This is a genomic window from Pseudomonas sp. 8Z (assembly GCF_902506535.1).
Classification (GTDB): domain Bacteria; phylum Pseudomonadota; class Gammaproteobacteria; order Pseudomonadales; family Pseudomonadaceae; genus Aquipseudomonas.
In genome coordinates this window covers 433,087-457,168 of sequence record NZ_LR733827.1, presented here as the reverse complement: position 1 = coordinate 457,168, position 24,082 = coordinate 433,087, and the positions used below count along the sequence as shown (strand labels likewise).

General features: G+C 60.4%; 21 protein-coding genes and 1 pseudogene. 9 read left to right on the top strand and 13 right to left on the bottom strand.

What is annotated here, in order from left to right:
- Window positions 1–188: 188 nt before the first annotated feature.
- From astE to AERO9A_RS14855, 8 genes are all read right to left on the bottom strand, one after another.
- The gene (gene astE, locus AERO9A_RS14890; protein ID WP_159972731.1) at window positions 189–1,202 is read right to left on the bottom strand and encodes a succinylglutamate desuccinylase; all 1,014 of its coding nucleotides are present in this window, start codon (window positions 1,200–1,202) and stop codon (window positions 189–191) included.
- A 120-nt stretch (window positions 1,203–1,322) separates the two neighbouring features.
- Window positions 1,323–1,601, bottom strand: a complete 279-nt coding sequence (locus AERO9A_RS14885) for a topoisomerase II (protein WP_159972730.1) — start codon at window positions 1,599–1,601, stop codon at window positions 1,323–1,325.
- A gap of 19 nt (window positions 1,602–1,620) precedes the next feature.
- On the bottom strand, window positions 1,621–2,967 hold the full coding sequence (gene astB, locus AERO9A_RS14880) for an N-succinylarginine dihydrolase (protein WP_159972729.1): 1,347 nt from the start codon (window positions 2,965–2,967) through the stop codon (window positions 1,621–1,623).
- Window positions 2,967–4,430 carry a succinylglutamate-semialdehyde dehydrogenase gene (astD, locus tag AERO9A_RS14875; protein ID WP_159972728.1) on the bottom strand — a complete coding sequence of 488 codons (1,464 nt, stop codon included), beginning with the start codon at window positions 4,428–4,430 and terminating at the stop codon, window positions 2,967–2,969. Before astD ends, astB begins: the two co-directional genes overlap by 1 nt.
- Before the next feature lie 203 nt (window positions 4,431–4,633).
- Window positions 4,634–5,650, bottom strand: a complete 1,017-nt coding sequence (gene astA / locus AERO9A_RS14870; protein WP_159972727.1) for an arginine N-succinyltransferase — start codon at window positions 5,648–5,650, stop codon at window positions 4,634–4,636.
- A 96-nt stretch (window positions 5,651–5,746) separates the two neighbouring features.
- On the bottom strand, window positions 5,747–6,763 hold the full coding sequence (gene aruF, locus AERO9A_RS14865; RefSeq protein ID WP_159972726.1) for an arginine/ornithine succinyltransferase subunit alpha: 1,017 nt from the start codon (window positions 6,761–6,763) through the stop codon (window positions 5,747–5,749).
- Window positions 6,764–6,877: 114 nt separating this feature from the next.
- Entirely contained in the window at window positions 6,878–8,098 is a 1,221-nt protein-coding gene (locus AERO9A_RS14860) for an aspartate aminotransferase family protein (protein ID WP_159972725.1), read from the bottom strand.
- Window positions 8,099–8,389: 291 nt separating this feature from the next.
- Window positions 8,390–8,911 carry a MarR family winged helix-turn-helix transcriptional regulator gene (locus AERO9A_RS14855; RefSeq protein WP_159972724.1) on the bottom strand — a complete coding sequence of 174 codons (522 nt, stop codon included), beginning with the start codon at window positions 8,909–8,911 and terminating at the stop codon, window positions 8,390–8,392.
- A gap of 85 nt (window positions 8,912–8,996) precedes the next feature.
- Between AERO9A_RS14855 and AERO9A_RS14850 the strand changes: the two genes are divergently transcribed.
- Both AERO9A_RS14850 and AERO9A_RS14845 read left to right on the top strand, forming a co-directional pair.
- Window positions 8,997–9,899 (top strand): DMT family transporter, encoded by a 903-nt coding sequence (locus AERO9A_RS14850; protein ID WP_159972723.1) that lies wholly within the window; start codon window positions 8,997–8,999, stop codon window positions 9,897–9,899.
- A complete protein-coding gene (locus AERO9A_RS14845) occupies window positions 9,896–11,074 on the top strand; it encodes a cyanate transporter (protein ID WP_159972722.1) in 1,179 nt (392 codons plus the stop codon). The genes AERO9A_RS14850 and AERO9A_RS14845 overlap by 4 nt, the downstream gene beginning before the upstream one ends.
- Before the next feature lie 195 nt (window positions 11,075–11,269).
- Here AERO9A_RS14845 and fadD1 read toward each other — a convergent pair whose 3' ends face one another.
- Complete coding sequence (fadD1, locus tag AERO9A_RS14840; protein WP_159972721.1) at window positions 11,270–12,958, bottom strand: long-chain-fatty-acid--CoA ligase FadD1; 1,689 nt, start codon at window positions 12,956–12,958, stop codon at window positions 11,270–11,272.
- A 400-nt stretch (window positions 12,959–13,358) separates the two neighbouring features.
- Window positions 13,359–15,047: a long-chain-fatty-acid--CoA ligase FadD2 gene (gene fadD2 / locus AERO9A_RS14835; protein ID WP_159972720.1), complete on the bottom strand. Its 1,689-nt coding sequence runs from the start codon at window positions 15,045–15,047 to the stop codon at window positions 13,359–13,361.
- Window positions 15,048–15,289: 242 nt separating this feature from the next.
- On the opposite strand from fadD2, the gene AERO9A_RS14830 reads away from it, so the two are divergent.
- Both AERO9A_RS14830 and AERO9A_RS14825 read left to right on the top strand, forming a co-directional pair.
- On the top strand, window positions 15,290–16,249 hold the full coding sequence (locus AERO9A_RS14830; protein ID WP_159972719.1) for an alpha/beta hydrolase: 960 nt from the start codon (window positions 15,290–15,292) through the stop codon (window positions 16,247–16,249).
- On the top strand, window positions 16,246–16,719 hold the full coding sequence (locus tag AERO9A_RS14825) for a MaoC family dehydratase (RefSeq protein WP_159972718.1): 474 nt from the start codon (window positions 16,246–16,248) through the stop codon (window positions 16,717–16,719). Before AERO9A_RS14830 ends, AERO9A_RS14825 begins: the two co-directional genes overlap by 4 nt.
- Before the next feature lie 54 nt (window positions 16,720–16,773).
- Here AERO9A_RS14825 and AERO9A_RS14820 read toward each other — a convergent pair whose 3' ends face one another.
- A complete protein-coding gene (locus AERO9A_RS14820; protein ID WP_256665969.1) occupies window positions 16,774–17,793 on the bottom strand; it encodes a sterol desaturase family protein in 1,020 nt (339 codons plus the stop codon).
- Between the two features lie 395 nt (window positions 17,794–18,188).
- Complete coding sequence (locus AERO9A_RS14815; protein ID WP_159974060.1) at window positions 18,189–18,932, bottom strand: class I SAM-dependent methyltransferase; 744 nt, start codon at window positions 18,930–18,932, stop codon at window positions 18,189–18,191.
- Between the two features lie 167 nt (window positions 18,933–19,099).
- On the opposite strand from AERO9A_RS14815, the pseudogene AERO9A_RS22905 reads away from it, so the two are divergent.
- From AERO9A_RS22905 to AERO9A_RS14795, 5 genes and pseudogenes are all read left to right on the top strand, one after another.
- A pseudogene (locus AERO9A_RS22905) lies at window positions 19,100–19,876 on the top strand (PAS domain-containing protein); the annotation flags it as partial.
- 96 nt (window positions 19,877–19,972) lie between these two features.
- The gene (locus AERO9A_RS22900) at window positions 19,973–20,410 is read left to right on the top strand and encodes a methyl-accepting chemotaxis protein (RefSeq protein ID WP_372239700.1); all 438 of its coding nucleotides are present in this window, start codon (window positions 19,973–19,975) and stop codon (window positions 20,408–20,410) included.
- A gap of 195 nt (window positions 20,411–20,605) precedes the next feature.
- Window positions 20,606–21,697: an SMP-30/gluconolactonase/LRE family protein gene (locus tag AERO9A_RS14805; RefSeq protein ID WP_159972715.1), complete on the top strand. Its 1,092-nt coding sequence runs from the start codon at window positions 20,606–20,608 to the stop codon at window positions 21,695–21,697.
- 202 nt (window positions 21,698–21,899) lie between these two features.
- Entirely contained in the window at window positions 21,900–22,247 is a 348-nt protein-coding gene (locus AERO9A_RS14800; protein WP_013716543.1) for a cupin domain-containing protein, read from the top strand.
- A 195-nt stretch (window positions 22,248–22,442) separates the two neighbouring features.
- Window positions 22,443–23,264, top strand: a complete 822-nt coding sequence (locus AERO9A_RS14795; protein ID WP_159974059.1) for an HDOD domain-containing protein — start codon at window positions 22,443–22,445, stop codon at window positions 23,262–23,264.
- Window positions 23,265–23,337: 73 nt separating this feature from the next.
- Here AERO9A_RS14795 and AERO9A_RS14790 read toward each other — a convergent pair whose 3' ends face one another.
- Window positions 23,338–23,982: a YecA family protein gene (locus tag AERO9A_RS14790; protein WP_159972714.1), complete on the bottom strand. Its 645-nt coding sequence runs from the start codon at window positions 23,980–23,982 to the stop codon at window positions 23,338–23,340.
- Between the last annotated feature and the right edge of the window lie 100 nt (window positions 23,983–24,082).

The following is a 24,082-nucleotide window of genomic DNA, read 5'->3' as shown; positions in this document are numbered from 1 at the left end:
AGGCTTTCCCGTTTTTTGGCGAAAGGGCCATGCTAAAGAGCTCGTGAATAACCCCACAAGATACAGTTGGAGTGAAATCAAGCGACACGGGCAGCGGAACTGCAGGGGGGCTGGGTTGCATCTGTTTTAGCCCGTGAAGGGATCAGAACCGATCGAGACCACTCCTACGGTAAGTTACGCACCAGCAACTACACCAAGCCGGCGCCGTCGTCGGGGACGATCAAAATGGCGGCGCGTAAGCCGTTCTTGACCTTGGGATTGGGAAAGATGATCCGTGTACCCTGCTCTTCCACCAGCCAGCGGGTGCCAGCGATGTCCTCGGCGAGCAAATAGCCCGGCTCCAGCTCGGTGAAATTTTCGATATCGCCAGGCACATGCAACTGGAAGCTGTCGCTGTGCTTGATGACCTCACACGACACCGAGAACAGTTGCATGCCATCGAGCGTCGGCTCACCGCTAATGACTTCACGCCCCTCGATCAACGCGCACAAGGCGTTCTCCATCAGATCCAGATTGGCTGGCTCGTTTTGCCCAAAGGCACGCGCCTTGCCCAGTTCCAGGGTAAAAGCCTCCGCCCCGAGCTGGGCATAGGTATAGGCGCTGAAGGTAATAGAGGGCTTGTTCTGTAACAACACAGCGCCGATGCCTGCGGCACGCAGACGCTCCAGTTCGCGCCGTGAATGCGCGCGCCCCTCGCGCCACGGGTACAGAGCAAACTGCTCGATCTTCGAGCCACGCATGGCGGTGTGCAGATCGTAATGCAGACGGGTACGCGGACTGTTCTTGCCGAAGAAGGTGGCGGCCAGATGCTCCAGATCGCAGGCCCGAATCGCTTCGAAACCACTGGTCTGGGCATGGCGCCCACTGAACAGACGGTTGAGATCCTGCTCGACATAACGCTCGCCACGGCGCATGGCTTCAGGGTTGCCAAACAGAAAGAGAATACGGGCTGCCGGTAGCAATTCCTTGCGCGCGATACCGCGCAACAAACGGTCGAGCAACTCGATTGGCGCGGTCTCGTTGCCGTGGATACCCGCCGATAGCAACAGGTCGAGCCCATTGTCCCGCGCCGCAGGCGGCGTCACCTCCAGCACGCCCTCGTCGAGCCAGCGCAAACGCGTGCCATCAGGCGTCAGTTGAATCTTCGCCGACGGCTCATGGCCGGCCAGGGTCAGTTCAAGCAGTTTACCGAGAGCGAGCATGGCGGCTCCTTGGTTCGCAGCATGTTGGTGGAGCGAGCAGGGAGGGCTGAAGCCCACTAACAGCGGCCAGCCGTGCTGGGCTGAAGCGGAGCGCCGCCCGGCCCACCCTACAGGATTCGATCAGTGATTGCAGTCCGGGCCATGCACGTGATCGTCGTCATCTGCGCCAACCGGCTCCATCTCCAGTTGCAGACTGACCAGGTTGGTGGCCTGCGGACGCAGCAGCAGGTTGGCGTACTCGGTGTCGCCCTCCTCCACGTCGACGCCGATCAACAGTTGATCACCAACGGCCTGAATCCACACTTCCTTGCCCTGCCAGACCACGGCGAAACGGGTGCAGGATGTTTCCAGTTGGGTGCCGTCAGTGTCTTCAAGTACCAGTTGCAGAGCGTCGCTCATAAAATCTCCGAGATAGGGGTCAGTTCAATTGAAAAGGATAGACCGAACCCAGTTTAAGGATCTGCGTCAGTTCATCCAATGCCGTGCGGCATTCGCTCAGTAGCTGCGGGTCAGCCAGGTCGGCTTCGCTCAGGCGATCGCGGTAGTGCTTGTCGACCCAGGCCACCAAAGTGTCGTGCAGTTCATGACTCATCACCACGCCCGGATTCACGGCGGCCAGCTCCCGTTCATTGAGTGCCACACGTAAACGCAGGCATGCCGGGCCACCACCGTTTTGCATACTTTGCTTGAGGTCGAACACGCGCACCTCGGCAATCGGCCCGCCGCTGGCCGTAAGCTGCTGCAAATAACGCCAAACACGCGGGTTGCCTTTGCACTCATCCGGCACCACCAGCAGCATACGGCCATCGGCGCGGGTCAGCAGTTGGCTGTTGAACAGATAGGATTTCACCGCATCCTGCACGCTCACCGCAGAACTCGGCACACAGACGGCCTGAAAATGCCCACCGCATCGCGCCAGCTTCTCACGCAGCTCAGCCAGCACCTTGTCCGCCTCAAGAAAGGCGTCCTGATGATGAAACAGCACCTCGCCATTACCCACAGCGATGACATCGTTATGGAACACGCCCTGATCGATAACTGCCGGATTCTGCTGGGCGTAGACCACACCCGCCTCGCTTAGCCCATGCAGGCGAGCCACCGCCTGGCTAGCCTCCAGTGTCTGCCGTGCCGGGTAACGCATCGGTTCCGGGTAGCGACTGTCGAAGGCACTGCGCCCATAGACGAAGAATTCCACACCGGCATCGCCATAGCCCTTGCAAAAGCGCGTGTGGTTGGCTGCACCCTCATCACCGAACTGCGCCACGGCTGGCAATGCCGGGTGATGAGCGAAGTGAGCGTCGCTGGCAAACATCGCTTGCAGCACGCGACTGGTGGTCGGGTGCTCGATGCTACGGTGGAACTTGCAGTTGAGGTTGGCGGCGGTGAAATGCACGCGCCCGTCTGCTGTATCGGCGCTGGGGCTGACGGTGCAGGCGTTGGCCGTCCACATGCTCGACGCCGAACAGCTTGCAACCAATAGCGGCATGGCTTCACGTGCGGCGCGCTGGATCACTTCGACATCGCTACCGGTAAAGCCCAGGCGGCGCAGTGCAGCGACATCCGGGCGCTCCTGTGGGGCCAGCACGCCCTGCTTGAAGCCCATGTCCATCAGCGCCTTCATCTTTGCCAGGCCCTGCTTGGCGGCCTCCTGTGGATTCGACACAGCGTTGCTGTTGCTCTGCGAGGCCACGTTGCCGTAGGACAACCCGCCGTAGTTGTGCGTCGGGCCGACCAGTCCGTCGAAATTCATTTCATACGCTGGCATCAAAGCGTCACCCCCGGCGCCAGATTTGCGGGCAAGGCCAAGCGCTCGCTCTCCAGCGAGGCCACCGGGTACGCGCAATAATCAGCCGCGTAATAGGCGCTGGCACGATGATTACCCGAGGCGCCGACGCCACCGAACGGTGCACTGCTGGCAGCCCCAGTGAGTGGTTTGTTCCAGTTGACGATGCCGGCACGGCTATGCAGCCAAAACTGCTCATAGTGTGCCCGCGAATCGGACAACAGGCCGGCGGCCAGTCCATAGGCCGTGGCATTGGCTTCGGCAATGGCGGACTCGAAACTGTCGTAACGAAGTACCTGCAGCAACGGGCCGAAGAACTCTTCGTCAGGACGCGCGCTCACGGCCGTGACATCAAGGATGCCGGGCGTGAGCAGTGCGGCATTGGCCTGCGGCTGGGTCATCGCCAGCAACGCCGTAGCGCCTCTGGCCAGCAGTTCATCCTGCGTTTGCAGCAGTTGCCTGGCGGCTTGCAGAGAAATCACCGAGCCCATGAACGGCGCAGGCTGCGCGTCATAACGCCCCACTTTGATCCGCCCGACGACCTCCACCAGGCGCGCCAGCAGAGCGTCACCCCAGGCGCCTTGCGGCAGCAACAAACGCCGCGCACAGGTGCAGCGCTGACCGGCGCTAATGAAAGCGGACTGGATGATGGTGTAGAGCGCAGCATCGACATCAGCGACCTGATCTACGATCAGCGGGTTATTGCCGCCCATCTCCAGCGCCAGGATTTTTTCCGGACGGCCAGCGAACTGCGTATGCAGCAGATTGCCGGTGCGACTGGAGCCGGTAAAGAACAGTCCATCGATAGCAGGATGAGCAGCCAGGGCGACACCCGTTTCACGCCCACCTTGCAGCAGGTTGAGTACGCCTGCGGGCAGCCCGGCCTCGATCCAGCATTTGACCGTCAGCTCGGCTACCTTGGGCGTCAGCTCGCTGGGTTTGAACAGCACACAGTTACCCGCCAGCAAGGCCGGCACGATATGGCCGTTGGGCAAGTGACCGGGGAAGTTGTAGGGGCCGAACACGGCCACGACACCATGCGGTTTGTGCCGCAGCACGCTACTGGCATCCACGACCTGGCCGCGCTTCTCACCACTGCGTTCACGATAGCTCTGGATGGAGATAGCGACCTTGCCCACCATGCTGGTCACTTCGGTAGCCGCTTCCCACAGCGGCTTGCCAGTTTCCTCGCCAATGACCTGCGCCAGTTGCTCGGCGTGGTCGCGCAGATGCACGGCAAAGCGCTCAAGCACTGCAATGCGCGCCTCCAAAGACTGCCCGGCCCAGGCGGGAAACGCCTGACGTGCAGCCGTTACGGCAGCATCGATCTGTGCGGCATCAGCACCGCGCCCTTCCCAAACCAATACCTGGCTGACTGGATCGAGCGATTGCAACGGCTCGCCAAGGCCTGCCAACCATTGGCCAGCGATATAGTGAGTGCTCATTGTATTTTTCACTCCACGCATTACCAGGCTTTTGAAAAACTACCTGCGTTGGCAATACTGCGTTAAAAACAGCCTCAAAATGCTCATTTACAGCACGTAAACTCCGCTTTTTTGGCTGTTTTTGCCTTGTCTTGCCTGCCTCGCCTACGTTTTTCAACAGCCTGTTTCACGACCGGCAGGCTGACCGGCCCGGTACAGATTTGTCAGCTACCGGCAGCCAGCGGCACGGCACGCACCACGTCACCGGCGGACAGGCGCAGGCGTTTGGCCGTCTGCGGCGCCACCACCAAGGTCCCGGCCGCCACGCGCGCCGGCGCGGCAGTAATGCGGCAGTCATAACGCTTGCGGTTGTGCACCAGATAGGGCACGGCATCGTCGCCGGGCGTGCCGATGGCCAACACCAGTTGCTGGCTGTCGCGCACCGCGCGAATCTTTGCAGTTTCCGCCTCGATGGCCGGCCCGGCATCGAAGATATCGACATAGCCCTGATAGCTGAAGCCCTCGGCCTTGAGCATGGTCAGCGCAGGCTCGGTATCCGGGTGCACACGCCCAATCACCGTACGCGCATCTTCAGAGAGAAAGCAGGTGTAGAGCGGAAACTTGGGCATCAACTCAGCAATAAAAGCCTTGTTACCAACCCCAGTCAGGTAATCGGCCTGAGAAAACTCCATCTTGAAGAAGTGCCGCCCGAGGCTTTCCCAGAATGGCGAACGACCGCGCTCGTCGGACATGCCACGCATCTCGGCAATCACCTTGCTGCCGAACAGCTCGCGGAACTCGGCAATGAACAAAAAACGCGCTTTGGAGAGCAGGCGCCCATTGAACCCAGTGCGATGATCGGCGTGCAGAAACAGTGAGCACAGCTCGGAATTACCAGTCAGATCGTTGGCCATGAACAGGGTCGGAATCTGCCGGTGAATATCCAACTCCTGCGAAGCGGTGACGGTCAGGCCGACCCGGTAGTTGTACCAGGGCTCGCGCAGACCAACCGCCCCTGCCACGGCAGAGATGCCAAGCACTCGGCCGTCATCGTCCTCCAGCACGAACAGGTAGTCGGCATCGGCGCGCTCGACTTCACCGCGAAATGTCTTCTCCGCACAGCCGACACGCTGCGCCAGGCGTGCCTCATTGGCCGGCAAGGTGGTCAAGCCGGCGCCGGTACTGCGCGCCAGCTCGATCAGGGCCGACAAATCCGCACTGCGCACGGGACGAACAATCATTGGATCCTCCGGATCAACTATTAGCGTCAAGCAGCAAGCCCCAAGTCGGCAGCCAGGCTGGCTCGCCGCTTGAGACTTGTAGCTTGACGCTTCGATTCAAACCGCCACCAGACGCACGCTGCCGCCCTCGCCCACACTCAGTACCTCGGCAGCCTCGCTGCTCAGAGTCACAGGCTTGCCCGGCACCCAGTCCAACTCCACGACGATGGCGCGAAAGTCCTGCAACTGGCCACTGCTCACCAAATACTGACGACCGCCCTGCTCGCCCTCACCGAGGCGTACCGGCACCAGCCGACTCTGGGCAATCGAGCGGATGCCCGAGGTGCGCGCATGCAGCGTCGGGCCGCCATCGAAGATATCGATGTAGTGGTCAGTCTCGAAGCCCTCGCGCATGAGGATGTCGAACGTGATTTGCGCACGCGGATGCACTTGCCCCATGGCCTCCTGGGCCTCATCCGTCAGCAGCGGCACGTAGATGGGGTAATTGGGCATCAGCTCGGCCAGAAAGGTGCGGCTCTTGAGCCCGCACAACCGCTCGGCCTCGGCGTAACTCATGTCGAAGAAGTTGCGCCCCACAGCATCCCAGAAAGGCGAATCACCGTGCTCATCACTGTGACCGACGATCTCCACCACCACTGCATCGGCGAAACGCTCGGGGTGAGCGGCCATGAACAACAGACGACCACGGGAATTGAGCTCGGCAAAAACCGTCGCCACCAATGGGCGCTCGACATAAAAGCTGGTCAGCAGGCTGTTACCCGTCAGGTCATGGCACAGCGAGAGCACATGGATCTTGTTATGGATCTTCAGCTCACGCGAATGGTGCACGAAGGTTTCGTTGCGAAAGCTGTAAAACGGCTCGGAATACCCAGCCGAGGCGACGATGCCGGAGCAACCGACCAGGCGCCCACTGACGGTATCCTCAAGAACGAAGAAGTAGGTCTCCTCGCCATTGAAGCTGACCTCCGCGGAGAAGGACGACTCCGACGCGCCGATCTTGTCACCCAGCCGACCGGCATCATCGGGCAGCGAGGTGACGCCCACCGGGCTGTCCGCTGCCAGGCGCTGCACATCGGCCAAATCTGCCATTTGCGCGGGACGCATCACCAGCATGGAAGCACTCCTTCTAAACACGGAAGTTGCGAGATCTTTAACCCGCGTGGAAGGCACTTTGAGCAGCGACTGTCGCGGCTAAAGCCCCTCCCACAGCAGGTCATCAACAAGGACTCAGGCCGCTGTCAGTTTGCTCAGCGCACGCTCGAAGCGCTGCAAACCCTCTTCGATGTCCGCATCGGAGACCACCAGGCTCGGCGCGAAACGCACTACATCCGGGCCGGCTTGCAGCACCAGCAGGTCTTCGGCAGACGCGGCGTCGAGCACCTGCTTGGCCTGGCCTTTCCACTTGTCATTGAGTACGCAGCCGAGCAGCAGACCCATGCCACGCACCTGTTCGAACAGACCGTACTGCTCGCCCAGCGCCTGCAGACGGTTCTTGAACTGCTCGCTCTTGGCCTTCACACCATTGAGCGTCTCGGCAGTGTTGACGATATCCAGCACCGCCTCACCGACCGCACAGGCCAGCGGGTTGCCGCCGTAAGTGGTGCCGTGAGTGCCAGGGGAGAAATGCTTGGCCAGCTCGGTGGTAGTGAGCATCGCCGCAATCGGGAAGCCGCCGCCCAGACTCTTGGCGCTGGAGAGGATGTCCGGCACCACGCCGTAGTGCATGTAGGCGAACAGCTCGCCACTACGGCCCATGCCACTCTGCACTTCATCGAACACCAGCAGCGCATTGTGTGCATCACACAGTGCACGCGCGCCTTCCAGATAGGCTTTGTCAGCCGGCAAGACACCGCCTTCGCCCTGAATGGGCTCCAGCACCACGGCGCAGGTCTTGTCGCTGATGGCCGCTTTCAGTGCCTCCAGGTCGTTATAAGGCACATGGGTGATGCCCTGGATCTTCGGCCCGAAACCATCGGAATACTTGGGCTGACCGCCCACGCTGACGGTGAACAGGGTGCGGCCGTGGAAGCTGTTGGTGGCAGCGATGATCTCGTGCTTTTCCGCGCCGAAGCGGTCATGGGCGACACGCCGGGCCAGCTTGAACGCGGCCTCATTGGCCTCGGCGCCAGAGTTGCAGAAGAACACGCGCTCGGCGAAGGTCGCCTCGACCAGCTTCTTGCCCAGGCGCAGGGTCGGCTCGTTGGTGAACACGTTGGAGATGTGCCACAGGGTATTGGCCTGCTCGGTCAGCGCTGCGACCAGCGCCGGGTGGCAGTGGCCAAGCACGTTGACGGCAATACCGCCGGCGAAGTCGATCAGCTCGCGACCGCTCTGATCCCATACTCGCGAACCCAGGCCGCGCACGGGGACGAAGGCTGCTGGGGCGTAGTTGGGAACCATGAACTGGTCGTAGTCGGCGCGTTGCACCGCATCGTGCTGAACGGACATCGAAGCTCTCCTGATGAGAAATACCAGCCGTGAACGGGCAGCCAAAACGCCCGAAACGACAGGGAATGCCAAGGATTGTAGGGATTGATTCGGGGTCGACCTTGTCGTCATGCGACAACTTCTTACAACGCAACCCCAGGTTTTCACGGGTTTTCGTCAGAGCGACAGAAAGCGTCGTAAAGGCGCAGTGTAAACGCAGATCATCACGACAGCGCACAGGCCGAAAAAAAATCTGCGCACAGCCCCGTGCGCCATGCAGGCACAACTTCAGCACAGATAGCGTGAGGCGCATTAGCGAGGTGCTGATGAAGACTCATCAGCACGCAGACTCAACCCTTCAAGCAACTTGCCATTTAGCGCATGCAGCATCCGCTGTTCATCACGGCTCAACCCTGCAAGCACGCGCTGCAGGTTGGCCACATGAGCCTTGAGCATGCCATCGATCAGTTCGAAGCCGGCAGGCGTCAATGCCACCAAGACGCCACGGCGGTCACTGGGATGCTTGCGCCGTTCGATCAGCCCAGCCCGTTCCAATCTGTCGATACGGCTGGTCATGCCGCCCGAGGAAATCATCGCGCTCTCGTACAAGGCCGTCGGCATCAGTGCATAGGGCTCACCGCTACGGCGCAGCGTTGCAAGCAGGTCGAACTCACCAGCTTGCAGCCCATGTTCAGCGAAAAATGGCAGCAGGTGATCGCGGCTAATCACCTGACTCAACTCCCCCAACCGCCCCATGATCGCCATGACGAAACCATCGAGATCAGGTCGCTGCTGCTGCCACTGCTCGGCAGCCAGTTGTGCACGGTCTTGCATGTCGCCCTCGATATATCTTGCCATCAAGATACTTTTCAAAAAGAATGTCGCCATCGTAACGTATTCATGCCAAGGAGGCATCCGCATGCCAGGCTCCAATTTTCGCCCTCTTCTGGCCCTCTCATTGCTGCTGGTGATCGGCACGCTGATGGGGCTGACCAGCAATCTGGTCAAACTGGCCGGCAGCGCCGGCTGGCAGCCGATGGCTTATCTGCTGTGGAGTCTGCTCGGTGGCGGTGTGCTGCTGTTGCTGTTCGCCTGGTGGCGCGGTGAGCGGCCCGGCATGAGCCTGTCGGCACAGCGCTACTACCTGGCGTCCGGCTTGCTCAGCATCGCGGTGCCGAACGCTCTGTTGTTCAGCTCCATCAGCCATGTCGGCGCGGGCTTCGCCTCGATGTGCCTGGCCTTCCCGCCCTTGTTCACCTACCTGTTGGCCCTGGCGCTACGCATGGAGGGGCTGAGCCGCATCCGCCTGCTGGGTATCTGTGTGGGCCTCGCCGGCAGCCTGATCCTGGCACTGGGCAAGCTGTACGGTGGCAGTAGTCCAGCGCTCTGGGTAATAGCGGCGCTCTGCGTGCCGGTGTTTCTGGCGCTGGGCAACATCTATCGCGCCCGTTACTGGCCGAGCGGCGCCACGCCCCTGTCGCTGGCGCCTGGCATGTTGCTGGGCGGCGCCGTATTACTGAGCGCCACAACTGCATTGGGCGTCGACCTCACACCAAACCTGAAGCATATTTCGACCATTGCCTTGTTGCTCGTCCAGATACTGCTATTCGCCGCGACCTACGCCCTGTTTTTCATCCTGCAGAACCTGGCCGGTACGGTTTATCTCAGCCAGATCGGCTCGGTGGCGGCAATCATCGGGGCGGCAATGGCTACCGGCCTGTTCGGCGAAGAAGGCAGCCTGAGCATGCTGCTGGCAGCGTTGTGCATCGTCAGCGGCGTGCTGCTAGTAGCCTGGCGCAACGCGAAGGAGGCTCAGGTATGAGGCGTCAGAGCCTGCTACTGCTCGCCATCGTTCTGCTTGGTCTGAACCTGCGTCCGGTACTGGCGGCCATCGGCCCGCTGCTCGACCGCATCCAGCTCGATACAGGCCTGGATCATATCGGCGCCAGCCTGCTGACCAGCCTGCCAGTGGTAATCATGGGGCTCGGCGCCCTGACCGCCGCGGTATTGCGCGAACGCCTGGGAGAAGGCAACGGGATACTGCTCGGCGTGCTGCTGATCGCCGTCGCCTGCCTGCTGCGTGGCGTACGGCCCGACGCCACCACCTTGATCACGACGGCCTTGCTGGCCGGTGCCGGGATCGCCTTCATCCAGGCACTACTGCCTGGCCTGATCAAGTCACGCTTTGCTGCTGACAGCGGGCGCCTGATCGGCTTCTACAGTTGCGCGATCATGGGTGGCGCAGCCTTCGGCGCCGCGCTGACGCCCTGGCTGGCGCAATCGGTAGGCTGGTCATGGGCACTGGCGAGCTGGACGCTGCCGGCCCTGCTGGCCGCCGCGCTATGGCAACGCGCTACCCCCGAGCAAGCGCTGGCGGCATCGGCCATTGCGCCTCAGTTGAACGTCTGGCGTTCACCCAGAGCCTGGCTGCTGATGAGCTTCTTCGGTGTCGGTACCGCCGGCTACACGCTGGTGCTGGCCTGGTTGCCGCCCTACTACACCGCGCTGGGCTGGAGCGCGCAGGCAAGCGGTTTGCTGCTGGCGACATTGACGCTATGCGAAGTGGTCGCAGGCCTGCTGGCATCGAGCCTGCTGCCACGCTACCCGGATCGGCGTGTGTTGCTGGCGATGGTACTGCTATCGCTGCTGGCTGGCCTGCTCGGCCTGATCTTCGCACCGCTGCAACTGGTGGTGCCGATCTGCATTCTGCTGGGCATCGGCATCGGCGCACTGTTCCCGCTGTCGCTGGTGGTGGCCCAGGATCATCGGGACGATCCGCGCCAGACCAGCGACCTGCTGGCCTTCGTGCAGGGCGGCGGCTACCTGATCGCCGCTACGGCGCCATTGCTGGCTGGCCTGCTGCGCCAGTACACCGCCGACCTGCGCCTGAGCTGGCTGGCGATGGCCGTGGCCACCCTGGCACTGATGGCCATGGCAACACAGTTCAAGCCGGGCAGCGGACGCTTCCATACACGGCCCACCGAACCCAGCGCGTAGAGCGGCCTCACGAGCGCCAGCGAGTAGCCCGCCAGGCCATGCCAGGCTCCCCAACGAGCCAGCGAAACCCAGACAGCGCACCGCTTCGCGACAACGGCATGGATGCAGGAAGCCAAAGCCAAATACGACCTACCGTCCAGATCGCCAGGCAACAAAAAACCCGCCGTAGCGGGTTTTCGTTTCAGCAGGCTCGAATCACTTCTTGCCCAGTTTCTTCAGCTCTTCGTCGCGCAGTTCGCGGCGTAGGATCTTGCCGACGTTGGTGGTCGGCAGCACATCACGGAACTCGACGGCCTTGGGCACCTTGTAGCCGGTGAGGTTGGCGCGCATGTGCTCCATCACCTGCTCTTTGGTCAGACTTTCGCCGGGTTTGACCACCACGAAGACCTTAATCGCCTCACCGGATTTTTCGTCCGGCACACCGATGGCGGCGCACTGCAGCACACCCGGCAGAGTCGCCAGCACGTCTTCCAGTTCATTCGGGTAGACGTTGAAACCGGATACCAGAATCATGTCCTTCTTGCGGTCGACGATACGCAGGTAGCCATCTTCCTGGATCAGGCCGATATCGCCGGTTTTCAGCCAGCCATCAACGTCGAGGATTTCGTCGGTAGCATCCTGACGCTTCCAGTAGCCCTTCATCACCTGCGGGCCTTTCACGCATAGCTCACCGATCTCGCCGATAGCCAGTTCCTGGCCGTCATCGTTGATGATGCGGCACAGGGTCGAAGGCACCGGAATGCCGATGGTGCCAAGCTGGATGGCATTGAATGGATTGACCGTGGCCACCGGGCTGGTTTCGGTCATGCCGAAGCCTTCGCAAATGGCACAACCTGTGACGTCCTTCCAGCGCTCGGCAGTGGCCAATTGCAGGGCCATGCCGCCGGAGACGGTGAGTTTCAGCCGAGAGAAATCCAGCTTGCGGAAGTCTTCGTTGTTGCACAGCGCCACAAAGAGCGTGTTGAGGCCAGCAAAGCCGGTGAAGCGGTATTTGGTCAGATCCTTGACCATCGCTGGCAGGTCGCGCGGATTGGTAATCAGGACGTTGTGGCCGCCAATCAGCATCATCGCCATGCAGTGAAAGGTGAAGGCATAGATGTGATACAGCGGCAGCGGTGCGATTAGCACCTCGCAACCTTCATCGAGGTTGGCGCCCATCAGCGCCTTGACCTGCAGCATGTTGGCCACGAGGTTGCGGTGGGTAAGCATGGCGCCCTTGGCCACGCCGGTGGTGCCGCCGGTGTACTGCAGTACAGCGACATCCGCGTTGCTCGGGTTAGCCTCGCTAACACGCTGGCCACGCCCCTTGGCCAGTGCATCCTTGAGCCTGACCGCCTGCGGTAGGTTGTAAGCCGGCACCATCTTCTTCACGTGCTTGATCACGAAGTTGACCAGCAGGCGCTTGAAGGTCGGCAGCATGTCGCCAACTTCGGTGACGATCACCGTCTTCACCCCGGTCTTGGGCACAACCTGCTGCGCCAGGTGAGCCATATTGGCCAGGCAGATCAGCGCTTTGGCGCCGGAGTCGTTGAACTGGTGCTCCATTTCCCGCGCGGTGTACAGCGGGTTGGTGTTGACCACGATCAGCCCGGCACGCAAGGCACCGAAGACCACCACGGGGTATTGCAGGACGTTGGGCAGTTGCACGGCGATGCGGTCGCCGGGCTTGAGATCGGTGTGTTGCTGCAGGTAGGCGGCGAAATCGCCAGAGAGCGCGTAAATTTCACCGTAAGTGAGCGTCTTACCCAGATTGCTGAAAGCAGGCTTGTCGGCGAAGCGTTGGCAGGACTCTTTCAGCACCGCGAGAATGTTCGGGTACTGATCAGGATCGATTTCAGCAGCGACCCCGACTGGATACTTGTCCTTCCAGAAATTTTCGGTCATGGAAGCCCACTCCTAAACTACAGCTGATCTTCACCGCGCGAAGGCGGTTGTTTGTTGTGTATTTAGCTCGCTTTCCCGCTGACCCAAGGCCCGCAAGCGCGCCGAGAGTAGCAGCTTTGCCAGAGGCTAACCAGCACCAGAACCCAACCGCACAGTAACAAAAGTGACCAAAACCAACCAATCAGTCACAACCATTTGATCACCGCACAGCCCGATTAAAGGCCTCTATCGCGCCAGTTACAGCGGACGACGCCTAGATTTAATCGAATCGGGGGGCACTGTCGAGTATCGACGATACGCCGCAAGGATCGGGCGTACAGTTACCAAATCACAACAATTGGCCGTTGCGGCCGATAAGGCGGGGCAGCCCCACCCTCCTGGCAGAAGGTGGGGCTGGATGTCAGGCGATGTCGCGCAGCTCGCGACGCAGAATCTTGCCCACAGGCGTCATTGGCAGAGCATCTCTGAAGACGATGTGCTTGGGCACCTTGTAGCCGGTGAAGTTTTCCTTGCAGTAGGCCTTGAGCTCTTCCACGGTGACATCGGTGTCACGCGGCACCACGAACAGCTTGACCACCTCGCCGGATTTTTCGTCCGGCACACCGATGGCGGCACAGTTGGCCACTTTCGGATGCGCCATGACCACATCCTCAATCTCGTTGGGATACACGTTGAAGCCAGAGACGATGATCATGTCCTTCTTGCGGTCGACGATACGCACGTAGCCGTCCGGGTCGATCACGGCGATATCACCGGTCTTGAACCAGCCCTCGGCATCGAGCACTTCATCGGTGGCTTCGGGGCGCTGCCAGTAGCCCTTCATCACCTGCGGGCCTTTGATGCACAGCTCGCCGCGCTCGCCCAGTGGCAGCTCCTCACCTTCATCATTGATCACCTTGAAGGTGGTGCCCGGCACTGGAATGCCAACGGTTCCCAGGCGCGCCAAATGGCCATAGGCATTGGCGCTGGCGACTGGAGACGTTTCGGTCAGGCCATAGCCCTCGACCACCGAGCAGCCGGTCATGGCCTGCCAACGCTCGGCTGTGGCTTTGACCAGCGCCGTGCCACCGGAGTTGGTGACCTTGAGGTTGGAGAAGTCGAGGTTCTTGAACTCGGGGTGATCCATCAGTGCGACGAACAGGGTGTTGAGCCCGAGCAGCGCGGAAAAGCGCCACTTGCCCAACTCCTTGACGAAGCCAGGAATATCGCGCGGGTTGGTGATCAGTATGTTGTGGTTGCCGTTGACCATCATGCACATGCAGCACACGGTAAAGGCATAGATGTGGTACAGCGGCAGCGGCGCGATCATGATTTCCTGGCCCAGCTTCATCAACCGCGTACCATCATCGCCAAGCTGCGACAGGCAGGCGTCGGCCTGCAGCATGTTGGCGATCAGGTTACCGTGGGTGAGCATCGCGCCCTTGGCCACCCCCGTGGTGCCGCCGGTGTACTGCAGCACCGCGACGTCCTGCTGACAAACCTTGACCGGCGCAAGCGGCTGGCTCTGGCCCTGCTTGAGCGCCTGCTTGAAGGCGATGGCCTGTGGCAGATGGTAGTCGGGCACCATCTTCTTGACCTTCTTCACCACCGCATTGACCAGCCAGCCCTTGAGGCTCGGCAGCAGATCGCCCATTTTCGCCTCGATCAGGTAGTCGATCTCGGTCTCGGGCAGCACCTCCTGCACCAACTTGCCGAACATATTCAGGTACACCAATGCACGCACACCGGCATCCTTGAACTGATGCTTCATTTCACGGGCGGTGTACAACGGATTGGTGTTGACCACGATCAGCCCGGCGCGCAGAGCACCGAAAACCACCACCGGGTACTGCAGCACGTTGGGCATCTGCACGGCGATGCGCTCGCCCGGCTTGAGATCGGTGTGCTTTTGCAAATACGCAGCAAAGGTTGCAGAAAGGCGATCCAGCTCAGCATAGGTCAACGTCACGCCCAGATTACTGAAGGCAGGCCGATCAGCGAAACGCTTGCACGAACGCTCGAACACCTCGATGACCGACTGGTAGCTGGCCAGGTCGATATCGCTAGGCACGCCTGGGGCGCGTTTATCGTTCCAGAAATCAGGTTGCATTGTTGTTGTCCTCTAACCCTGAAAATATCTGGCCCGCATTGCGGGACTGCCCGGAAAGTAGCAGTTCAGCGGCACTCCGCCTATAGCTTGAACACCTCATTGATGGCCTGAATCTCGGTTCAAATACGGCGATTCGTTACTGATCTTTACGGCAACCGGAAAAACACCGCACAGCGTGCAACCCTTTGCGCAAAACAGGCCAAGGTGCACAATGCCGCGAGTTTCCGGCACAAGGATTCGCCATGCGCCACAACGCCTTCCCAATGGCCACCCGCGACGGCCTGCATCTGCATGTCAATCATTGGCATGGCGACACGCCCGCACGCGCCATCGTTATGCTTGCCCACGGCATGGCCGAACACAGCCTGCGCTATGCGCGTCTGGCCGAAAGCCTGATCGCAGCCGGTTTTGATCTTTACGCCCACGACCAGCGCGGCCATGGCCGCAGCGCCGAACAAGGCACCCTGGGCCACTACGCTGACGACGACGGCTGGCACAAGGTGGTCGACGACCTGGCCACCCTCAACCACCATATCCGCCAGCAGCATCCGCAGACGCCGATTTTCCTACTCGGCCACAGCATGGGCAGCTACATAGGCATGGCCTACCTGATGGCGCATAGCTGCAGCCTGCAAGGAGCCATCCTCAGCGGCTCGAACTACCAGCCACTAAGGCTGTATAAAGCAGCACGGCTGATCGCAGGCTTCGAACGCTGGCGCCTGGGCCCCCTAGGCCGCAGCCAGATCATCGACTTTCTCTCCTTCGGCGCCTTCAACAAAGCCTTCAAGCCCAACCGCACACCCTTTGACTGGCTCAGCCGCGACGCCGCCGAAGTGGACAAATACGTGACCGACCCCCTGTGCGGTTTCGTCTGCACCACTCAACTGTGGTGCGACCTGCTCGACGGCATGCAGCACATCACCCCCATTGAGCACCTCGCGCAAATCGATGCCGACCTGCCGCTGCTGGTAATCGGCGGCAGTCGTGACCCGGTCAGCGATGGCAAACGCCTGCAGGATCTGACCAACGCCCTGAGCGCTGGCGGCGTGCATGACGTGCAACTGAAGATCTACCCCGAGGCCCGTCACGAGTTGTTCAACGAACTCAACCGCGACGAGGTCAGCGAACATTTGGTCGGCTGGCTTGAGCAGGTGCTCAGCCATAGTCGGCACTGCCCTACTGATAAAAGGAGCGATGCATGACCCAGGTAACCAACATCCCCTACGAAGCCCTTGAAGTCGGCCAGCAGGCCAGCTTGGAAAAACAGGTAGAAGAACGCGACGTGCAACTGTTCGCCGCCGTCTCCGGTGACAACAACCCGGTGCACCTGGACGCCGCCTTCGCCGCCGAGACGATGTTCAAGGAGCGCATCGCCCACGGCATGTTCACCGGCGCACTGATCAGCGCCGCCATCGCCTGCAACCTGCCCGGCCCAGGCACCATCTACCTCGGCCAGCAGCTCAAGTTCACCCGCCCGGTGAAACTCGGCGACACCCTGACCGTAAAACTGGAAGTGCTGGAAAAGCTGCCGAAAAACCGCGTTCGCATCGCTACCCGCGTGTTCAACCAGGACGGCAAGCAAGTAGTAGATGGCGAAGCCGAAGTGCTCGCTCCGAGCGCCGAACAGACCGTGACCATGCCGCCGATGCCACAGGTGACGGTAAACGCCTAACCCTCGGTCTGCAATTGCCGACATGCAACATGTCGGCAACCCTTCATATGCGAACTAACCCTTCGGCTCCAGACGCCGTGCGCCCTGCATTCTACGGCGCAATCCTTGCCCCTTGATGCCATCTGACAGCTTGCGCACGGTGTCAACGAAGGGCAGTACGATCAAGCTATATAAGCTCTGGTAGCGATGCGCGTCGCGCTCGGCCGTGCCGAAGCTCAGACGTTCAGGCGTACGCGTAGTGGTGTAGAGCGTGCCGAACAACCAATCCCAGATCGACAGGTTGGTTCCAAAGTTTTTGTGGAAGTGATGCTGGGCATCGCTGTGATGGATCTGATGTTGTGCCGGGCTGTTGAGCACATGCTCCAGCAACGGCCCGAACGACAGCCAGATATGGGTGTGGCGCAAGTTAGCGGCCAAACAGTTGAAGATGAACACCAGATAGGTGACCCCAAACAGCGTGTAGCGGCTGACCTCTCCACCACACACATACCAGAACGCTCCAGAGTATGCGCCCAGCAACATCAGAGTCAGCAAGCTATCGGCGAGTTTTTCCACGAAGTGCACGCGGCTGGCGGTAAGCGGCACCAGCACTGGCGCGACATGGTGCACCTTGTGGAATTCCCACAGCCAACGCGTATGAAAGGCACGATGCGTCCAGTAGCTGGCAAAGTCGTTGATCAAAAATACGCCCAGACCGTATAGCAGGCTAAGCCCGAGGTTTTCCCCCAGACGCGGCCTTGCACCCCATAGGTTATTGAAGAAGGCCTGGTAATCCGCCGAACGCAACACGTAAGGGTCAACCAGGCCGATCACCGGCACGATCAACAGCACGCGTAACAAGGCCCGCACGAAGTAGTAACGGTAGTCGAGCAACGCTGAAGGATGCAGCAAGACCTCACGCCCGCCCACGAACTGCCAGAACGAAGCGGCGCCCTCTGGCCCGCGACGCTGGCGATACAGCCAATAGGCCACGGCATAGGAAAGTCCAATGAAGAACAGGCCGATACGCCCGTTGAGGTCGAACAGCCCCTGGAACTGATGGGCGACCACAGCCAACAGATCAGTCAATGGCAACAACGCCTCCACACCCCAGCCTCCCCAGACGACAGTGGCGCGATGATAAGCAAGAAGGCTGTTTTAGCAAATGAGAATAAATGCTTTTAATCGCCCTTGCGCAGGCGGTTCTTGAGAATCATGCCCGATCATCAACTTCACCAAAAAACTCCGGCGATATTAGGAAATCCTTCTGCTTGATCGACATGGTTTAGATGGCAGATATCCCTCAGTTGCCTCCGATTTCCTGCCTAAACAGGTCCTCAATCAGATGCATAACCTCTCAGCCGAAATTGATGCTCTGCTTCAGAAAAAATGAGCCATTCGAATCTCCTCAAGCAGGAGCGATTAGATCATCAGCGCAACACACATACGCCCTCTTTCCAACGCCCCGAATCATCTCAACACCAAGAAGCTCAACGCCGGGTACACGCAAAAAACGCGTTGCCCGATTGCCCATCCCAGGGCAGTAACCGCTGGTAGTCATGCTCCAACACCTGCACCTCGAAGTACGGCGCCAGCAAGGCTTGCAGCTCGCTGAAGCTGACCGCCACCATCGGGTGCTCGTCGTGCCATACCTCGGTTTTCTGCGCCTGGCTACGCTCGATGCGCAAACGCAGTGCCTGCTGCTCGCCCTCACCCCGGTAGTACCAACCAGAGCTGAAGCGAAATTGTCCGTCGCCATGCTGGGCGCTATGAGAGACGAACGACGCATTGTCGATACGCTGCTTGTCCACGGCGTTAAAACAAAACACACCACCACTGGCCAGCGCGGCATGTACGCTGGCAATGCAGGCGGTCAGCCGTTCGATGCTGGCGCTGTAATGAATCGAGTAGAGAAAACAGGTGATCAAATCCACCGGCTGCTCGATCTGGAAGGTGCACATGTCCTGGCAGGAAAAACGCGCTTCTGGGCAACGTAAAGCGGCACGGTCGAGCATTGGCTGGTTGATATCCAAGCCACTGCTGCTATAACCAGCATCGAGAAAATGGCGTACGTGCGGGCCGGTGCCGCAGGCTAGATCCAGATGATGACAACCGCCATTGCCGAACAGTTGCTGCAGGCGCTGTACGCAGTGGCTCTGGGCCTGGTAGTCGATATCGGCGCACATCAGGTCGTAGTAACCCGACAGGTCGGTGTAAAGGGCATTACCGGACATACTGACCTGCGTATTGGGAAGGTCGCGCATGATAGTCCAAGCCCGCCTGCAGCGGTATGTGCAACCTCAACTGGCAGGAGCCACAGACTGAAAATCGCTTGCTGCCTAGCTAAAGCTCGGCGACTGGCAGCAGATATAGATATGCACTCCTTTTGGCGGACTCCAATATGTTCAACACTCGCTTGAAGCAAGAGATGGAAAAACTGCGTGAAGACCTCTCTTCCGTCGAACAGGTACGCGCCAGCCTGGATGAGGAGATGCTGAAACTGAGGCTCGATGCACAAGGCCGCATCGAAGAGGTCAACGCCAACTTCCTCAATGAAATGCACTACACAGCGGCCAACTTGCTGAATCGCTCTCTGCTGGATTTGATCCCAGAGCATGTGCGCAATCTCGACTTCCACCATCGCGTACGTCAGGCACTACAGCGCGGCGAGCATTTGGCTGGCGTCATCCGCCTGGTACGCGGCAATGGCCGGGAAGCCTGGCTGCGCTCGATCCTGCAACCGGTACACGACAGCGCGGGGAAAATTCGCTTCTTCTCGCTGTATGCAAGCGATCTGACCCGCACCATAGAAACCTCGCGCGAGCACGAAAACCTGATCAAGGCACTGCAGCGCTCGACCGCCGTGATCGAGTTCAGCCTCGACGGCGAAGTGCTTACCGCCAATAAGCGTTTCCTCGATGCCATGGGCTACAGCCTGCAGCAGATTCAGGGTAAGCATCACCGTATGTTCTGTGATGCCGCCGAGGTCAACTCACCGGCCTATCAGCAGTTTTGGGAGAGGCTGCGCAAGGGCGACTTCGTTGTCGACCGCTTCAAGCGCATCGACAGCCACGGCCATGCGGTTTGGCTGGAAGCGTCCTACAACCCAATCACCGACGCACACGACCGGCTATATAAAATCGTCAAATTCGCCACGGTAATCACCGAGCAGGTACAGCGTGAGGAGGCGGTAGCACAGGCGGCGAATATCGCCTTCGCCACCTCCAAAGGCACTGACGCCAGCGCACGCAATGGCGCCTCGGTGGTGCAGCAGATGCTCGACGCCATGACCGAACTGGCCGAGCGTATGCAAGAGGCCGCCCAGGGCATCGAGGCCTTGGACAAGCAGTCGCAACTGATTGGCTCGATTGTCAAAAACATCAGCAGTATCGCCGACCAAACCAACCTGCTTGCACTCAATGCCGCAATCGAAGCCGCGCGGGCCGGCGATCAGGGCCGCGGTTTCGCTGTAGTCGCCGACGAGGTACGTCAACTCGCCTCGCGCACCAGCGCCGCGACAGTGGAAATCACCTCAGTGGTCGGTCAAAACCAGCAACTGGCCGAGCGCGCGGTGGACATCATCGGACGAGGCAAGAGCCAGGCCGAGCTGGGTCTGGAACTTTCCACCCAGGCGGGCCAAGTGATCGAAGAGATTCAGGATGGCGCGCGCCGCGTGGTCGCGGCGGTGGAGAGTTTCGCTACGCAGCTCTGAGCAAGGCAGCATCTCAATTGGCCAGGCGCGCCAGCATTGGCGCGCCCTGCCCTTACTCGTTTGTGCGCGAAATCGACGGACGCACAATCCGTGTATGGACGCGCCCCCCGACATCAACACTCCCCAAGTCGTCATACATCGTATAAGTTCTCACAGTCGCCCATGCGATCCACAAGAACAACAAGGAATCACACGATGAATGATGAACACCAACCGAACGGCTCGCGCCGTCACTTTCTCAAGCAAACCCTCACCTACTCCGTTGCTGCCGCCAGTGCCGCCTCACTCCTGCCACACCTGGCACAGGCTGGCGAACCGCTGAACCAGCGTTACCCCGATCCGTCGGTAGAAATTCTCGACGACAGTTTTCTGGAGCTGCGCCTGTTCAATGCCAGCGTCGAAAAGCTAGCCACGGGTCTGCGCTGGGCCGAGGGGCCGGTATGGGTGGGTGACGGGCGCTATCTGCTACTCAGCGACATCCCCAATAACCGCATCATGCGCTGGGACGAAATCAGCCAATCGCTTGGCGTTTATCGTGAAGCCTCGAACTACTCCAACGGCCTGACCCGCGATAACGAAGGTCGTCTGATCGCCTGTGAAGGCTCCACCACACAGGGGCTTGGCCGCCGCATCACACGCACCGAGCCCGACGGCAGTATCACCGTGCTGGCCGATAACTTCGAAGGTAAGCGCTTCAACTCGCCGAACGACATCGTGGTCAAACGCGATGGCTCGGTATGGTTCACCGATCCGCCCTTCCAGGCTGGCAACGAATACGAAGGCCACAAGGTGCAGATCGAACTGCCGCACGGGGTATACCGCATCGACGGGCAAACGCTGAAGGTCAGTCGAGTGATCGACAACCTCGCGGGCCCCAATGGCCTATGTTTTTCTCCCGACGAGAAGACCCTCTACGTGGTCGAAGGCCGCGCCAAACCCAATCGCCTGGTCTGGGCCTATGCGGTAAACGCCGACGGCAGCCTGGGCGAACGCCGCCAGCACATAGACGGCGGCGCCACCGGCGCACTCGATGGCATCAAGTGCGACGAGGCCGGCAACCTCTGGTGCGGCTGGGGCAGCAATGGCTCGCCGCAGGGCAAACCCGAAGAGCTGGACGGCGTACGGGTGTTCAACACGCAAGGCAAAGCCATCGGCCACATCTACCTGCCCGAACGCTGCGCCAATCTGTGCTTCGGCGGCGCTCAAGGCAACCGCCTGTTCATGGCCAGCAGTCACTCGATCTATTCACTGTTCGTCAATACGCGCGGCGCCACGTTCGTGCGCTGACACCTGCATCGCCACGGTCACTGACCGTGGCGATGGCCTAGCACCAGCCGCCTACATCACACACGGCCATCCGCAGGCCAACAGCACACGAGCTAAAGCACTCGACAGCGCAAACGGCTAGCCCGATGTCGACGCCAGACAATTTCCCCACACGCACGCAGCCTATGGTGGAGCCCCTTTTCACTCACACCGGGAACCAGTCATGGCCAATAAGCCCATCACCGTATTGCGCGATACCCAGCCGATGCCCGTCGTCGATGCCTGCAAGTGGGAGCGCATCGAAGGTGACCCGCACACCGTCAACCTCAACGCCTACACCTCCGATGACGGCAGCAAGATCATGGGCACCTGGATCTGCACCCCCGGCAAATGGCGCGTCGAGTACGTGAAGTGGGAGTACTGCCACTTTCAAGAAGGCTACTGCATCATCACCCCCGACGGCATGGAGCCGATCCACCTCAAAGCTGGCGACATCTTCGTGGTCGAGCCCGGCATGAAAGGCACCTGGGAAGTCGTGGAAACGGTGCGCAAGTACTTCGTCTTCGCCTGAGTACGCAGCGGGGCCGAGGCATCTGCCTCAGCCCTCCAGCGCGTGTGGCGGCAATAATCCAGCGTCATATTAATGACGATAAAATCTCGACTTATCGGCAAAAATACCCGCTCTAGACCGCTCTTTACCCTGACGTACGCACAAGGCGTGACTATGCTCAAAGCATTCCTACCCGAAGCCCGACCGGAGAGTGCAATGGATATAGACAGCCTATTCGCCGAACTGCACAGCCTGCCCAGCATCCCCAAAGTAGCGCAGGAGCTGATCCAACAATTTGACAGCCCGACCTCCAACCTGGAGAGCGTGGCGCGCAATATTGAGCGCGACCCGGTGATCGCCGCCAAAGTCTTGCGCCTAGCCAACTCAGCGCGTTTTCGCGGCGCCCGCGAAGCCACCAGCGTCGAAGATGCGGCCATGCGCTTGGGCTTCAACACCCTGCGCACCCTGGTGATGGCATCGGCAGTCACCGGAGCGTTCAAGGTCGACACCGGTTTCGATCTCAAGACTTTCTGGATTCATAGTTTCCGCGTGGCAAGCATTGCCCGCACCCTGGCCAAGCAGCTCAAGATCGATGCCGACGCGGCCTTCACCTGCGGCATGATGCACAACATCGGTGAATTGCTGATCCAGGCTGGCGCGCCAGACTTCGCCCGTAAACTCAACCGCCATGCACACCGCGAAGCCACCGCACACGCCGCCGAGGAAACCCTGCAACTGGGCTTCGGCTACCCCGAAGTGGGTGCCGAGTTGGCGCGACGCTGGCAGCTCCCGCTGCTGATCCAGAACGCCATCGCCTACCAGGCCCGCCCAAACTCCGCCCCCGACGATGGCCGCTATGCCCGCTTGATCGCCCAAGCCATCCTGATTGGCGAAACGGTTGAACTCAATGGCATCAGTGAACAAGCGTTGCAGAGCCTCGACAGCCCCCTGTTCGAAGAAATCGACCTGAGCCTGCTCTTCGAAGCGCTGCCTGCGGTTTTGGAAGCGGACAAAGCCTTCGCCGAATTGCTGAGCTAAGCAGCCACACAGCGCCTCTGGCGCGCCAAATCGAGCGCGCCAGAATTCGCCCCAATCACGCCCATTACTCCATTCAGCGCATGCAGCACTGCTTGTGCTTTTTGCCGCTGCCACAGGGGCAAGGATCGTTGCGCCCCACCTTGGCTTCATCACGGCGTACAGGCAGCAGCGGATCGAGGTGCTCCTGCCAGTAGGCATACAGCTCGACCGCCGCCGGCTCGACCAAGGCCACGCTGGCGTCGTACTCGGCATCCGCCATGGCATTGAGCGTTTCCTGGCCCTCTTCGCTGCCGTGCAGGGCGATGCTCTGCAAGGCTTTATCCAGCGCCTCGGGCAACTCGGCATCAATCCAGCCTGCCACTTGCGCGCCGCGCAGGTAACCGGCGCACCATTGCGAAACGATCAGCTTCTCGCCCTTGCCGTTATTGTCGGCGAGGAAGATTGCCTCGTAGTCGTCCGGCTCCTCGGCGAGCATATAGGCCGCCTCGCTCATCAGCTCGACGGCCAGCTTCATGAAGCGCTCGCCGTCCTTGTCACTCGGCCATTGCGGCGGCTGGTCGGCCCAGATTGCCGAATACCACACGGTCGGCGCGACCTGACGTGGCGCCGATACGATGGCGGCGAAAAAACCGTCGAGCTCACTGGCCGACAGGACCGAATCATCGTTGCCGTATTTGAGCAGCCACTGATCGAGCTTCTCCAGTCCTCGGTTATCCATCGCAAACGCCCCCTGAAAAAAGGCCGCTACTGTACAGCCATCGGCCCAACTTGCCAGCGCCGTCCGGCATCTGGCGAGTGCCCTCGCCGCCGCTGCCCGC

Coding starts and splice junctions, on each gene's coding strand:
- astB (WP_159972729.1), bottom strand. CDS start 2,967: ATGCCAGCGTATGAAATGAATTTCGACGGACTGGTCGGCCCGACGCAC.
- AERO9A_RS14855 (WP_159972724.1), bottom strand. CDS start 8,911: ATGCAAGACCGTGCACAACTGGCTGCCGAGCAGTGGCAGCAGCAGCGA.
- AERO9A_RS14795 (WP_159974059.1), top strand. CDS start 22,443: ATGGATATAGACAGCCTATTCGCCGAACTGCACAGCCTGCCCAGCATC.
- fadD2 (WP_159972720.1), bottom strand. CDS start 15,047: ATGCAACCTGATTTCTGGAACGATAAACGCGCCCCAGGCGTGCCTAGC.
- AERO9A_RS14815 (WP_159974060.1), bottom strand. CDS start 18,932: ATGTCCGGTAATGCCCTTTACACCGACCTGTCGGGTTACTACGACCTG.
- AERO9A_RS22900 (WP_372239700.1), top strand. CDS start 19,973: ATGCTCGACGCCATGACCGAACTGGCCGAGCGTATGCAAGAGGCCGCC.
- astD (WP_159972728.1), bottom strand. CDS start 4,430: ATGAGCACTCACTATATCGCTGGCCAATGGTTGGCAGGCCTTGGCGAG.
- AERO9A_RS14885 (WP_159972730.1), bottom strand. CDS start 1,601: ATGAGCGACGCTCTGCAACTGGTACTTGAAGACACTGACGGCACCCAA.
- AERO9A_RS14850 (WP_159972723.1), top strand. CDS start 8,997: ATGCCAGGCTCCAATTTTCGCCCTCTTCTGGCCCTCTCATTGCTGCTG.
- AERO9A_RS14830 (WP_159972719.1), top strand. CDS start 15,290: ATGCGCCACAACGCCTTCCCAATGGCCACCCGCGACGGCCTGCATCTG.
- fadD1 (WP_159972721.1), bottom strand. CDS start 12,958: ATGACCGAAAATTTCTGGAAGGACAAGTATCCAGTCGGGGTCGCTGCT.
- AERO9A_RS14845 (WP_159972722.1), top strand. CDS start 9,896: ATGAGGCGTCAGAGCCTGCTACTGCTCGCCATCGTTCTGCTTGGTCTG.
- AERO9A_RS14790 (WP_159972714.1), bottom strand. CDS start 23,982: ATGGATAACCGAGGACTGGAGAAGCTCGATCAGTGGCTGCTCAAATAC.
- astA (WP_159972727.1), bottom strand. CDS start 5,650: ATGATTGTTCGTCCCGTGCGCAGTGCGGATTTGTCGGCCCTGATCGAG.
- AERO9A_RS14800 (WP_013716543.1), top strand. CDS start 21,900: ATGGCCAATAAGCCCATCACCGTATTGCGCGATACCCAGCCGATGCCC.
- aruF (WP_159972726.1), bottom strand. CDS start 6,763: ATGCTGGTGATGCGTCCCGCGCAAATGGCAGATTTGGCCGATGTGCAG.
- astE (WP_159972731.1), bottom strand. CDS start 1,202: ATGCTCGCTCTCGGTAAACTGCTTGAACTGACCCTGGCCGGCCATGAG.
- AERO9A_RS14805 (WP_159972715.1), top strand. CDS start 20,606: ATGAATGATGAACACCAACCGAACGGCTCGCGCCGTCACTTTCTCAAG.
- AERO9A_RS14860 (WP_159972725.1), bottom strand. CDS start 8,098: ATGTCCGTTCAGCACGATGCGGTGCAACGCGCCGACTACGACCAGTTC.
- AERO9A_RS14825 (WP_159972718.1), top strand. CDS start 16,246: ATGACCCAGGTAACCAACATCCCCTACGAAGCCCTTGAAGTCGGCCAG.